Here is a 13,414-nt window from a genome sequence, read left to right as displayed (position 1 = left end):
GCGAGGAACCGCGGCGGGCGCGCGGCCAGCTCGCGCAGCCGCCGCGCCGCGACGCGCGTGTCCTCGGGCCGCACGACGCCGTCGACGAAGCCGACCGCGAACGCCAGGCCGTCGGGCTCGCGCAGGAGCGCCGCGAGGTGCGCCGCGGCGGGGTCGACGGGGTGCCGCGCGGCCTCGCGCAGCCAGCGCCGCACGAGCGCGACGACCTCGTCGGCGTGGTCGGCGGCCGGGTCGCGGTCGGTCGTGCCGTCGGGGTGGGTCGCCGTGCCGGTCATCGTGTCCTCGCTGCCGCTGCGTCGTCCCGCCGGTGCCCGGCCGGGTGTGGCGTCAGTATCGGGAGCGGTGAGTCGTCAGGGGAAGCGACCGTTTCTCACCGATACTCGTCAGATCTGCTGAACGGTGCCCGGGCGTCCCGCGCCGGGCCGCGTCACCGCCGGAGGCCGCCGTGCTGGACCTGCGCCGTCTCGTCATCCTGCGCGAGGTCGCCGTGCGCGGCACGCTGGCGGCCGCCGCGCAGGCGCTCAGCTACAGCCCGTCCGCCGTGTCGCAACAGCTCACGCAGCTCGAGCGTGAGGCCGGCGTGCCCCTGCTGCGCAAGGTCGGCCGGGGCGTGCGGCTGACCCCGCAGGCGCTCGTGCTCGTCGAGGCCGCCGAGGCCCTGCTCGACACCGTCGAGCGCACCGAGGCCGCGCTCGCGGCGTCGCTCACCGAGGTGCGCGGCACCGTGCGCGTCGCGGTGTTCCAGTCCGCCGCCCTCGCGCTCATGCCCGCCGCGCTGCGCCGCGCGGCGGACGAGCACCCGCAGGTGCGGGTCGAGATGGTGCAGCGCGAGCCCGCGCAGGCGCTGCACGACACGTGGGCGCGCGACTTCGACCTCGTCGTCGCCGAGCAGTACCCCGCGCACGCCGCGCCGTGGCTGCCGGGCCTGGACCGCCGCGACCTCGTCACCGACCCGCTGCGGCTCGCGCTGCCACCCGTCGGCGTCACGCGCGAGCGCGTCCGCGACCTCGCCGACGCCGCGCGCGTGCCGTGGGTCATGGAGCCGCGCGGCACCGCGTCGCGGCACTTCGCCGAGGAGACGTGCCGCGCGGCCGGGTTCGAGCCCGACGTGCGGTACGAGACCGCCGACCTGCAGGCGCAGATCCGGCTCGTCGAGTCCGGCAACGCCGTCGCGATCCTGCCGGGGCTGGTGTGGCGCGAGCGGACGACGACGTGCCGGCTCGTGCCGCTGCCGGGCGACCCGCACCGCACGGTGTTCACGTCGCGTCGCGACGCGGCGGCCGGGGCCCCCGCGGTCGAGGCGTTCCGCGCGGTGCTCGAGGCGGTCGCGGCCGGGTGAGCGACGGCGCGTCGCCGGCGGCTCAGACCGCCGCGCACTCCCGGCACGTGCCGAGGAAGTCGATCGAGTGCTCGACGTCCGTGAAGTCGTGCGTCGAGGCGAGCGCCTCGACGAGCTGCTCGAGCTCGGGCGCCGCGACGTCGACCGTGCGCCCGCAGACCCGGCACACGAGGTGGTGGTGGTGCTCGCTGCGCGGCTCGCACCGCAGGTAGGTGTGCTCGCCGTTGGGCTGCAGCATGACCTCGAGCGCACCCTGCTCGGCCATCGCGTTGAGCGTCCGGTACACGGTGGCCAGGCCGATCTCGTGACCGCGCTGCTGCAGCAGCTGGTGGATCTGCTGCGCGCTGCGGAACTCCTCGACGTCCTCGAGCAGCTCCGAGATCGCCACGCGCTGGCGCGTGACCCGCTGGCCGATCATCCGTGCACCTCCCGATCGTGGCCCGGACCCTGCCGCTGCCCGGAACCGTTCTCAACGAGACACCGTAGTTGAGAATTCCGGTGCGGCCGACGCGCACCGCTCGTGCCGGGCGACCCGGCCGTAGGCTGCGGTCGACCGCCGCCCCGTCGGTCCGTGGTCCGCGACGACGAGAGGAGCGCCCCCGTGCCGACGCCGCGCCCGGGTCGCACCGCCGCCGTCCCGCACGAGGGCCGCGACGTGGCCCCCGCGTGGCAGCCGACCCCCGCCGGTGACGTCCTGCGCTTCGCCGCCGTGCCGGCGCGCCTACGCACGCTCGCGCTCGCGGTCGCCGCTGCCGTCCTCGCCGGCGGTGCGGTGCTGACCGCCGCGGCCGTGCTCCTCGCCGGGCGCGACTCCGCCGCGGGGCGCCTCGTGGTCGTCGCCGGCGCGCTGCTGCTCTGCCTGCCCCTCGTCGCCGCCGTGACGCTGCCGTTCCGGTGGCGCACGGTGCCGTGCACCGCCACGGCCGGCGAGGACGCGCTGGTGGTCGCGATCGGCGACCGGACGCTGCGGGTCGCGTGGGACGAGGTCGACGACCTCGCCTGGCGGACGGGGACCGAGTACGCGCGTGTGGTGCTGCGCGCCGGCGCGACCCGGGTGTCCCTGCTGGTCGGCGTCGCACGCCCCCTGCCGGGGCGCGCGGCCGCCTTGGCGCCCCTCGGGCCCGGTGCGGTGCGTGCGCTCGCGGCGGCGGGCACCGCGGCCGGGACGCGACGCCCGGGTCACGTGCGGTACCGGCGGGTGAGACCCCGCGCGGCCTGAGACGTCTCGCCCCGCGTGACCCGTGTGACCCGTCCGTGTGCGGCGCGGCCGGCTTGCGGTGGTTCCGCCCGGTCGCGCACCTCCCGGCGTTCGGCCGAGCGGTGGAAACTCCGGGCCGGGACGTGCGTGGGAAGGCCGACCCGGTGTGCACAGCGCATCCTGACCGGGCGCCCCACCCGTGGCGCACCCGCCACCAGCGCGCACGAGCACCCGACCGGGCGCGCGCGGGTCGCCTCAGCCCGGCGTCGCCCAGCCCCGGCCGACGCCCGAAGGACTCGCCATGATCCGCTCCGCCACCCGATCGCACACCGCCCGGCTCGCCGCCGAGGCCGAGGCCGCCCGCGCCGACGTCCGCGCGATCACGCGGCTGGTCGACGCGCTCGCGGGCGTCCGCGACGTGACCGCGGGCCTCACCGCCGCCGTCACCGTCGTGCGCGAGCAGCTCGGCTGGGCGTACGCGTCGGCGTGGACAGTCGACGCCGAGGTGAGGGCCCTGCGGTTCGTCGCCGAGTCCGGCGACGCCGGGGAGGAGTTCCGCCGCGTCACGCGCACGGCCACGTTCCCCGAGGGCGTCGGGCTCGCCGGGCGCGCGTGGCGCGAGCGCCGGCTCGTCGCCGTCGACGACCTCGCCGAGCTCACCGACTGCGTGCGCGCACCCGTCGCGCGGGCCGCGGGCGTCCGGTCGGCCGTGTGCGTGCCGCTGCTCGCCGAGGGCGAGGTCATCGGCACCATGGACTTCTTCTCGACCGAGGTGCTCGAGCTCACCGCCGAGCGGCGCGCCGTCCTCGAGGCCGTCGCGGTCGTCGCGTCGCAGGCACTCGAGCGCGTCGTCGTGGCGCGCCGGCAGACCGAGGCCGAGGCCGACACGAACGCCAGCACCGCCGTGCTGCACGCCGTCTCGGGCGCCTCGACCGCCCAGGACGCGCTCGCGGGCGCGCTCGACACGATCCGCACCGGCTTCGGCTGGGCCTACGGCTCGTACTGGGCCGTCGACGAGAAGGACCGCGTGCTGCGGTTCGTGCAGGAGTCCGGCGACGCGGGGGCCGAGTTCCGGCGCGTCACGCGCGAGGCCACGTTCGCCGAGGGCGTCGGGCTCGCGGGCCGCGCCTGGCGGTCCCGCGACCTCGTGTTCGTCCCCGACCTCGCCGAGGTCGCCGACTGCGTCCGCGCGCCCGTCGCGCGCGCCGCCGGCGTGCAGTCCGGCGTGTGCCTGCCGATAGTGGTCGACGGCCAGGTGCTCGGCACCATGGACTTCTTCGTCCTCGAGCGCGTCGACCTCACGCCCAGCCGGCGGGCCGCCCTGCAGGACACCGCCTACCTCATCGGCCAGGCGCTCACGCGCTTCACCGCTGCCGAGCAGCTGCAGACCGCGGGGCGCGAGCTCGTCGCGTCGATCGAGGAGGTCGAGCGCAACGTCCTGGCCGCGACCACGGTCGCGGGCGAGGGGCAGCGCCTCGTGCAGGCCGCGGACGACGACGTGGCCGGGCTCGGCCGGTCCAGCGAGGAGATCGGGCAGGTCGTGCGGACCATCGGCACGGTCGCCGCGCAGACCAACCTGCTCGCGCTCAACGCGTCCATCGAGGCCGCGCGCGCGGGCGACGCCGGGCGCGGGTTCGCGGTCGTCGCCAACGAGGTCAAGGAGCTCGCCGACCAGACGGCGCGCGCGACCACCGAGGTCGGCAGCCGGGTCGCCGAGATCCAGCGCCAGGTCGCCGCGACCGTCACCGCGCTCGCGGGGATCCGCAGCATCGTCGAGGAGATCAACGGCACGCAGCAGGTCATCGGTGCGGTGCTCACCGAGCAGGTCGCGGTGACGCGCTCGATCCTCGGCTGACCGGGGGCCTCGGACGGCGTCCTCGCGCGGCGGACCGGGCGTCCCCGCGGCCGCCGCGCGTCAGCGGTCGAACCGCAGCCCGCTCGCACGGCGCACGGGCCGCTCGACGGCCGCGCGCACGGCGTCGCCCGACCCGACGACCTGCACGTGCTCCCGCGCGCGCGTGATCGCCGTGTAGAGCAGCTCGCGCGTCAGCAGCGGTGACGACGCAGGGGGCAGCACCACCGTGACCGTCGTGAGCTGGCTGCCCTGCGCGCGGTGCACCGTCATCGCGTGCACGGTCTCGACCGCGGGCAGCCGGTGCGGGCGCACCAGCCGCGGCGCGGCCGGGTCGCCGAACGCCGCGACGACCCCGCCGTGCCCGTCGGCCACCACGACGCCCGTGTCGCCGTTCGACAGGCCCGTCGTGCGGTCGTTGGTCGTGACGAGCAGCGGCCGCCCCGCGGGCCACGCGCCCGGGGCCGGGTCGTGCGTCGCGTCCTCGACCCACCGCTGCGCGAGCGCCGCCCAGCGCGCGACGCCCGCGGGCCCGCGCCGGTGCGCGAGCAGCAGGCGGTGCTCGCCGAGCGCCGCGAGCGCGCCCGCCGCGTCCCCGGCCCGCGCGGCCGCGACGACGCGCGCCCCCGTGGTCGCGACGGCGTCGCGCACGGCCGCGACCTCGGCGTCGGTCGGCACGTCGCCCGCGGGCTCGACTAGCGACCAGTGCGCGCCGGGCGTGCGCAGCAGCGCGAGCGCCGCGTCCGCGTCGCCGCGGCGCACCGCGTCGGCCAGGACGCCCAGGTCGTGGCCGAACCGGTGCGGCACGACGAGCCGCACGACGCCCGCGTGCAGCGCCGCCGCGTCGCGCGCGTGGTCGACCTGCGGCTCGGGGACGTCCGAGGGGTCCGGCGACCCGGCGGCCCGACCCGGTGGCGGTGCGGTCGGGACGTCATCCGGCAGGAGCGTCGCGAGCCGCGCGGGCAGCGGACCGGGCGGCGCCGGCCGCGCCACGAGGTCGCCGAGCACGGCGCCGACCTCGACCGACGCGAGCTGGTCGGGGTCGCCGACGAGCACGAGCCGCGCGTCGGGGCGCAGCGCGTCGAGCACGCGCGCCAGCAGCGGCAGCGACACCATCGACGCCTCGTCGAGCACGACCAGGTCGTGCGGGAGCCGGTGCGTGCGGTCGTGCGCGAACCGCGTGCTCGACGGCCGCCAGCCCAGCAGACGGTGCACGGTCGAGGCGGTGAGCCGCGCGGTCGCCGCGGCGACGGGCGCCGCGACCTCGTCCACCTGCGCGCCGCCGCGCACGTCGTCCTCGCGCGCGAGCCGGTCCAGCTCGGCCGTCACGGCCTCCTGCAGCCGGGCCGCCGCGCGCCCCGTCGGCGCCGCGAGCGCGACCCGCAGCCCGGGGCCGTGCACGTCGCGCAGCACCGCGACCAGGCGCGCGACCGTCGTCGTCTTGCCCGTGCCGGGACCGCCCGTGAGCACCGTGAGCCGGGACAGCGCCGCCGTCGCGGCCGCGACCCGCTGGCGCGCGTCCCGGGGGCCGGGAAACCGCGCGGCCACGGCGGCCCGCAGCGCGGCGTCGTCGACGGGCAGCACGCCGCCCAGTCGGGCGTCCACCTCGCGGCGCACCACCTGCTCGTCGCGCCAGTACCGGTCGAGGTAGACGCGGCCGTCGACCCAGCGCACCGGCCGGTCCGCGGGCCCGTCGGGGCCGTCGGCGACCAGCGGGCTGCGCCGCACCGCGGCCGTCCAGGCGTCGTGCGCGGGCCACGGCAGCGGCACGTCGGGCGGCGGCACGTCGGGTGCGTCGGGCGGGCCCTCGGCCACGAGCGACGGCGCGTCGGCGAGGTCGACGCACACCGACCCCGCCCGCACCGCGCGGACCGCGAGGGCCGCGGCGAGCAGCACGGTCGCGTCGTCCTCGCCGGTCAGCGCGCCGAGCCGCTCAGCGACCCGCACGTCGGCCGACGTCAGCACGCCCGCCGTGGCGAACGTCGCGAGCAGCGGGCCCGCGCGCCACGGCCGCCGGGGGTCGCCGGGATCGGGTGCGGGGGCGACCACTGCGGCGGTCGTCGCGCCGGGCGCCGTGCGGTCCGGCGCCGTCCCGTCCACCGTGGCCGCGTTCACCACCGCGCCGTCCGTCGGCGCACCGGTCCCGCTCGCGTCCGCCGCACCCGCCCCCTGCCCAGGCAGCCCACCGCCGCCCGGCCGCGCCGTCACCGTGCCGCCCCCGCTGGCGGTGCGCCGTCGAGCAGCGCGGACACCGCGACGACCAGCGCCGCGGGCGGACGCCACGACGCCACGCCGCACGGCGACCCGTCCACCACGGGCGTGCCCGGCCCCGCCATGCCGCGCACGAACAGGTACGCCGCACCGCCGAGGTGCCGCTCGGGGTCGTACCCGGGCAGCCGCCACCGCAGGAACCGGTGCAGCCCCACCTGGTACAGCAGGGCCTGCAGCGGGTAGTGCGCGTCGAGCATCGCGGCGTGCAGCGCGGCCGGGCGGTAGTGCCACGCGGTCAGCGGCTCGTCGGGCGGGGCGAGCCGGTTGGTCTTGTAGTCGACGACGACGTACCGGGTGGTGCCGTCGACCTCGGCGCGCAGCACCGCGTCGATGCTGCCGGTCAGGTACCCGCGCAGCGCGCCGGGCCGCGTGCGCTCGTCGGCGTGCAGCGCCGCGAGCCGGTCGGCGTAGGCGCGGTACGGGTCGTCGCCCGCCAGGTGCGTGCGCAGCAGGTGCGCGACGTCGTCGAGCGTCGCGGCACGCCGCGCGGCCAGGTCGCCGCCCGCGAGCGGCAGCTCCAGGTCGAGCTCGGCGAGCCGGTCGCCCGGTGCGACGTCCGCCAGCGCGCGCCCGCCCAGCAGGGGGCCGCAGGGCGTCCGCAGCGACGGCAGCAGCGCGGCGGCCAGCGCGTCGGGCTCGAGGCCGAGCGCCGCACCGGCACCCGCGGCCTCGGCGCAGCGGGCCTGCACCTCGGCGGCCAGGTCGGGAGCAGCGGTGTCGACGTGCTCCAGCACGTGGTGCACGAGCGTGCCGAACGCCGTCCCGCCCGGCAGGTCGGCCAGCGGCGACGGCACGTCACGCAGCGCACCGTCGGCGTCGGCGGGGGAGCCGGTCCCCACCGGACCGTCCGCCTCGTCCTGCACGCCCGGGTCCTCGGGCTCGTCGGCGACGCCCGCCCGGTGCGGGGCCGCGTCGTGCGCGGCCGCCGTGAGACCCGAGTACGAGGTGCGCCGCCACGCGGCGTCGACGGTGCGACGCCAGGCGGCGACCTCGAGCGGCACGGCCGGGGCCGGGGCGGGCTGCCACCGCACGACCGGCGCGGGCCCGTCGACCACCTCGTGCACGACCGTCCCGCCCGAGCCCGCCGCGAGCGCGTCGAAGGCCGCCGCGGCATGGTCGTCGCGCGGCACCGGTACCGCGGCCGGCGGGCGGCCCTCGGCGTCGCGCGCGCCCAGCACGAGGCACGACAGCGCGCCGGTCGCGGAGTTCTTGCTCGGCGCCCACCACGCGACCACCTGGTGCGCCGCGCGCGTCAGCGCGACGTACGCGAGCCGCAGCTCCTCACCCGCCTGCTCCGCCTGGTCGCGCTCGCGGGCGTCCTCGTAGCCCGGGCTGCCGCGCCCGCCGACGTGCAGCCGGCGCGTGCCGTCGTCGTCGTGGTACCGCAGCACCGCGGGCGTCGTGTCGACCCACCGGTCCCACGCGTACGGCACCAGCACGACCGGGAACTCCAGCCCCTTGGCGGCGTGCACCGTGACGACCTGGACCGCGGCGGCGTCGGTCTCCAGGCGTCGGCTGCGCTCCTCGGCGTAGTCGCCGCCCGCCTCGTCGATCCGGCTGCGCAGCCACTCGGTGAGGGCCGCGGCCCCGAGGCCGTGCTCGCGCGCCGCCGCGTGCAGCACCTCGCCGACGTGGCGCACGTCCGTCAGCGTGCGCTCGCCGTCGACGCGCGCCGCGAGCCGCTCGTGCAGGCCCGCGGCGGCCGTGGCCTGCAGCAGCGCCGCCACGCCCTGCGCGGCCAGCACGTGCGACCACGCGCGCAGCCGGTCCGCGAGGTCCTCGCGCGCGGCGTCGTCGGCCACCGCGAGCGTCGCCCCGTCCCACCCGACGAACGGGGTCAGCGCGGCCGCCGCGACGCGCGCGGGGTCGCCGGTCGCCGCGAGCGCGCTGAGCAGCACGAGCCAGTCGCGCGCGGCGGGCGTCGTGAAGACGCTCGACAGGCCCGAGACGACCGCGGGGACGCCGACGTCGGCGAGCGCGTCGCGCACCGCGAGCGCGTCGGCGTTGCGGCGCGCGAGCACCGCGACGTCGCCCGGCAGCACCGCGCGCCAGCCGTCGCCGTCGCGCAGGCGGGCCGTGGTCAGCGTCCGGACGGTCTGCGCGGCCACGTCCCGCGCCACCAGCGCGCGCACCGCCGCGACGGGCGGCACGGCGCCCACCGCGCCGACCGCGCGCCGCGTCACGCGGCGCAGCACGACCGGTGCGCCGCCGTCGAGCCCGTGGCCGGCGTGCTCGGCCTCGACGGGGTGCACGACGATGCGGGGGTCGCCCAGCGCCGCGCCCCCGAGCAGGTGACCGAGCCCCGCGAGCACCGGGGCGTCGGTGCGCCAGCTGCGGTGGAGCGTCGCGGTCGTCGCGACGTCGCGCGCCTCGAGGTAGGTGTGCACGTCGGCGCCGCGGAACGCGTAGATCGCCTGCTTGGGGTCGCCCACCAGCACGAGCGTGCGGTGGCCGTGGAACGCGGTGCGCAGGATCTGCCACTGCACCTGGTCGGTGTCCTGGAACTCGTCGACCATGACGACCCGGAACCGCGCGCGCACGCGCTGCGCGGCCGGCGGGCCCGTCACCGGGTCGGTGAGCGCCGCGAGCAGCAGCGTCAGCAGGTCGTCGTAGTCGACGACGTGCGCGGCGCGGCGGCGCCGCACCATCTCCCGGCGCACGGCGCGCGCGAGCCGCACGCGGTGGTCGGGCGGGGTCCCGGGCGGTGCCTCGTCGGGGGCCAGCACCGCCGCGTGGTCGCTCACGGCGGCGCGCGCGACGGCCCGCGCGTCGTCGACGTCGAGCACCGGGGCGTCGGTGCCCGCGTACGCCGCGAGGTACAGGTCGTCGACCACCTCGGCCTCGAGGTCCGCGACGTCCGGCAGCAGCGTCGCACCGGGCTCGACGACCCCGCCGCCCGCGGTCGTGCCGAGCGTGCGCAGCATCTGCTGGCAGAACCCGTGCGTGGTGGTGATCGTCGCGGCGTCGACCTCGGACAGCGCGACGGTGAGCCGCGCGCGGCGCCGGTGCAGCTCGGCGTCGTCGACCGCCGCGAGGTGCCGGACCACGGGGTCGTCGCTGGTCCGCGCGCCCGGGTCGCGCAGCGCGCGCTCGGTCGCGACCAGCCGGGCGCGCACGCGTTCGCGCAGCTCGCCCGTCGCCATGCGGCCGAACGTCACGAGCAGCAGCTCGGGCAGCCGCGCGTGGCCCTCGGCGACGTACCGCGCGGCGAGCGCCGCGATCGTGAACGTCTTGCCCGTGCCGGCGCTGGCCTCGAGCACGGTCGTCCCCGTGGGCAGCGGCCCGCAGACGTCGAACACGGGTGCGCTCACCACGGCACCTGCCCCTCGTGCTCGAGCAGCGCGTCCCACGCCGTGCGCGCGAGCGCACCCAGCAGCGTCGGCTCGTCGGGCCACGCGGCGCGGTCCGCGGGCGTCGGGTCGCCCGCGACCTGCAGCAGCGTGAACCCGTCGCCCCACGCGAGCACGTGGTGCTCGTCGGTGTGCTCGAACCGCGCACGCAGGGTGTGCTCGGCGTCCGCGAGCGCACCCGCAGGGTCGTCGTGCCCGTGGCGGCGCTGCGCGTACGTGCCGCCGGCGGCCACGGGCAGCGGCAGCGGCGCGCGCAGCGCGCGGTCGTGCAGCGCGAGCAGGTCGCCCAGCACGCGTCGTGCGTCGTCCGGGCCGGGTGCGCGCAGCCACGACGTCGCGGCCGACGGGCGGCGGCCCGGGCCCCGGCCCACGGTCGCGGCACCCCGCACGGGCGGGGCGCCGGGCGACGCCACGAGGGCCAGCAGGTGCAGCCACGCGCGCAGCCGGTGCTTCGCGCCGAGCCGCGAGTACACCGCGCGCACCAGGACGTCGCCGCGCAGCCCCGGCACCGTGCCCGTGAGGGTGCGGCCGCCCGGCAGCGGGACGGTCACGTCGACCGCCGTCGCCGGGGCGCCCAGCAGCGGCACCACGGCCTCCGCGACCACGCCCGCGCGCGTCGCGACGTCCTGCAGCACGGCACCGCCCAGCTGCCCCGGCGGCACGCGGCCGCGCCGACGCTCGGCCGCGGCCGCGCGCGCGAGGTCCACGCCGTCGAGCACCGCCGTGAGCAGCCGGTCGCCCGTCGCCCACTCGTCGAGCGGGCCCAGCGTGAGCGGCAGCCGGTCGTCGAGGTCGTCGGCCTCGCCCGGGACCACGACGCCCAGGCGGCGGCGCACGAACGCCTTGACGGGGTGCTCGAGCACCGCGGCCAGGTCGTCGAGCTCGACCACGGGCTGGTCGAGCGGCGGCAGCGGTGCGGTCAGCAGCGGCGGGCGCACGTGCCGCGGCCCGCGCGCGACGAGCGCCGCACGCCGGTCGACGTCGTCGAAGCTGAACGGCCCCGGGCGGCCCAGCGCGCCGGGCGTGAAGCTGCGCTCGTCGACGGTCTGCAGCGGGTGGTGCACGACGAGCGCCGCCCGCGCCCCGCCGGGCAGGTCGACCGCCTCGTCGACCGCGTCGAGCAGCTCGCCCACGGGCACCGCCGGCGGGCGCGGCGCCCCGGTGCGCTCGTCGGCCCCGCTGTGCACGACCACGAGGTGCTCGCCCGCGGCCGTCACCGCGTCGAGGAACAGCTGCCGGTCCTCGGTGCGGCGGTCGCGCTCGCCGACCAGCGGGTCGCGCGCGAGCACGTCGTCGCCGTCGGGCGTGCCCGCCCGCGGGAACGCGCCGTCGTCGAGACCCAGCAGGCACACCACGCGGTGCGGCACCGCGCGCATCGGCTCGAGCGAGCACACCGTGAGCGCACCCGTGCGGAACCCGGCGCGCGTGGGCCGGCCCGCGAGGCGCGGCTCGAGCAGCGCGACGACGTCGGCGAGCCGCAGCGGCACGTCGGTGCCCGCGGCCGACGCGCGCACGTCGCCGAGCACGGCCCGCGCGCCGACCTCCTGCCACGCGTCGTCGGGGTCGGCGGCGGTCAGCAGCACGAGCGCGCGCTCGAGCGTCGCGAGCCACGCGCTCGCGGGCCGCTCGCCGTCGAGCCCGGCCAGCAGGCCGGTGACCCGGTCGACGAGCTCGGCGAACCGGCCCGCGAGGTCGACGTCGGTCGAGTCGACGTCGTCGAGCGGCAGCGCCGACCCGACGAAGCGGTGGTCCTCCTCGGCCATCGCGACCCCCAGCAGGAGCCGGTCGGTCGCGGTGCGCCACGTGCCCTGCGCGACCGCGCCCAACCCGTACCGCGCGCGCCGCGCCTGGTCCTCGCCCCACCGGGCGCCGGACTCGAGCGCCCACGCGCGCAGCCGCTCGACGGCGGCGTCGTCGAACCCGAACCGTCGCCGCACCGCGGGCAGGCCCGCGAGGTCGACCACCGCGGAGGCCGTGACGCGCGAGCCCGCGAGCGCGAGCAGGTCGGACAGCACGCGCAGCAGCGGGTTGGTGCGCGCGGGCGCGCGGTCGGCGAGCCGGACGCGCAGCGTGCGGCCCGGGTGGGTGCCGTGGTCCGCGCCGCCGACGTCCGGGGCGTCGACGCCCGCCGCGGTGCCGAACGCGGCCGCGACCAGCGGGGCGAACGCCTCGACGTCGGGGCACAGCACGACGACGTCGCGCGGCTGCAGCGTCGGGTCGTCCGCGAGCAGCCCGAGCACGACCTCGCGCAGCACCTCGACCTGCCGTCCGCGCCCGTGGCACGCGTGCACCTGCACGCTCCGGTCGCCCGGCGCCACGGCGGCGGGCACGGCCGGCCGCTCGTCGGCGCGCAGCGCGGCCTGCACCGCGCCGAGCACGGTCGGCGGGGGAGCGGGCGCGGCGTGGTGCGTCACGTCGGCGCCCGCGGCGGTCAGGCGCGCGCCGAGCTCGGTCGCGTCGCGCGCGGTCGACGCGAGCAGCGGGTGCACCGCGACAGCGGGCACGTCGCGGCGCCGCGGCGCGGGCGTCGCGGGTGCGGCGGGCTCGACCCCGCGGGCCGCGCGGCGCCACAGCGCGTCCGACGGGTGCGGCAGCCACACGTGCACGTCGCGGTGCACCGCGAGCGCCGCGAGCACGTCGACGTGCGCGCGACAGCCGCGTCGGCCCGAGCACCGACAGCCGCCGGGGCAGGTCCACGACGTCGGGGTCGGCGGTCAGCGCGCGCACGGCGTCCGCGAGCCGTTCGGCCGGGCTCGCCACGCCCAGCTCGGCGCGCACCGCGCGCCACAGCGGCGCCTGCCACGCCAGGTCGGCCGGCAGCGGCGCGCCCGCACCGTCCTCGTCGTCGCCCGCCGCCCACGCCGTCACGAGCGACGGGCGCTGCGCGGCGTACGCCGTGAACGCGCCCGCGAGACGCTGCGCGAGCCGCACCCGGCGGCCCCGCCGCACGGCGTCGCGCGCGCCCGGCTCGTCGGTGACGTGGCGGGCCAGCGGGTGCGCCCAGGCCTCGCCCGCCGCGACGGCCGCGTCGACCGCGCGCAGCACGTGCCACACGAGCCGCTCGGGCTCCCACGGGTCGTCGTCGCGCGCGGTGCCCGTGGCCGCGGCGACCGCGTCGCGCACGAGCCGCGCGGGCGGGTCGAAGTCGATCCGCGCGCACACGCCGGCCTCGCCGTCAGGGCCCGCGCCCAGGCGGTGCGACAGCCGCTGGGCGACCCACCGCTCGACGCCCCGGGTCGGCACCGCGACGACCTCGCGTGCGAACGGGTCGGTGCCGGGCGGCACGTCGGCCAGGACGTCGGCGAGCGCGTCGACCAGCACGTCGGCACGCGGCGAGGTGTGCACGCGCAGCCGGCCCCGCCCGCCCGCCCCGTCGAACCCCGCCGTCACGCGCTGCACGCTAG

7 protein-coding genes and 1 pseudogene are annotated in these 13,414 nt (G+C 79.1%); 3 read left to right on the top strand and 5 right to left on the bottom strand.

Features of this window, described 5'->3' with window-relative positions:
- On the bottom strand, nt 1-275 hold a 275-nt coding region (locus CS2_RS10145), incomplete at its 3' end, for a hypothetical protein (RefSeq protein WP_156442086.1).
- Nucleotides 276-445: 170 nt separating this feature from the next.
- On the opposite strand from CS2_RS10145, the gene CS2_RS10140 reads away from it, so the two are divergent.
- On the top strand, nt 446-1,339 hold the full coding sequence (locus tag CS2_RS10140; RefSeq protein ID WP_070319886.1) for a LysR family transcriptional regulator: 894 nt from the start codon (nt 446-448) through the stop codon (nt 1,337-1,339).
- A 22-nt stretch (nt 1,340-1,361) separates the two neighbouring features.
- On the opposite strand, the gene CS2_RS10135 is transcribed toward CS2_RS10140, so the two are convergent.
- Nucleotides 1,362-1,757 carry a Fur family transcriptional regulator gene (locus CS2_RS10135; protein ID WP_070319885.1) on the bottom strand — a complete coding sequence of 132 codons (396 nt, stop codon included), beginning with the start codon at nt 1,755-1,757 and terminating at the stop codon, nt 1,362-1,364.
- 183 nt (nt 1,758-1,940) lie between these two features.
- Here CS2_RS10135 and CS2_RS10130 point away from each other — a divergent pair, with 183 nt between their 5' ends.
- Nucleotides 1,941-2,558 carry a hypothetical protein gene (locus CS2_RS10130; protein WP_156442084.1) on the top strand — a complete coding sequence of 206 codons (618 nt, stop codon included), beginning with the start codon at nt 1,941-1,943 and terminating at the stop codon, nt 2,556-2,558.
- Between the two features lie 280 nt (nt 2,559-2,838).
- On the top strand, nt 2,839-4,392 hold the full coding sequence (locus CS2_RS10125) for a GAF domain-containing protein (RefSeq protein WP_070319883.1): 1,554 nt from the start codon (nt 2,839-2,841) through the stop codon (nt 4,390-4,392).
- 60 nt (nt 4,393-4,452) lie between these two features.
- Here CS2_RS10125 and recD read toward each other — a convergent pair whose 3' ends face one another.
- The 3 genes and pseudogenes from recD to recC all read right to left on the bottom strand — a co-directional run bounded on the left by recD (nt 4,453) and on the right by recC (nt 13,331).
- Nucleotides 4,453-6,507: an exodeoxyribonuclease V subunit alpha gene (gene recD / locus CS2_RS10120; protein ID WP_307416838.1), complete on the bottom strand. Its 2,055-nt coding sequence runs from the start codon at nt 6,505-6,507 to the stop codon at nt 4,453-4,455.
- 86 nt (nt 6,508-6,593) lie between these two features.
- Complete coding sequence (locus CS2_RS10115) at nt 6,594-9,971, bottom strand: UvrD-helicase domain-containing protein (RefSeq protein ID WP_307417105.1); 3,378 nt, start codon at nt 9,969-9,971, stop codon at nt 6,594-6,596.
- Nucleotides 9,968-13,331, bottom strand: a pseudogene (gene recC / locus CS2_RS10110) (exodeoxyribonuclease V subunit gamma). Before recC ends, CS2_RS10115 begins: the two are co-directional and overlap by 4 nt.
- Between the last annotated feature and the right edge of the window lie 83 nt (nt 13,332-13,414).

Origin of the sequence: Cellulomonas iranensis NBRC 101100 = JCM 18110 (genome assembly GCF_001552375.1) — a bacterium.
GTDB lineage: Bacteria > Actinomycetota > Actinomycetes > Actinomycetales > Cellulomonadaceae > Cellulomonas > Cellulomonas iranensis.
Note: the sequence above shows the minus strand (reverse complement) of the source record. Positions and strands in the feature narration are given on the sequence as shown.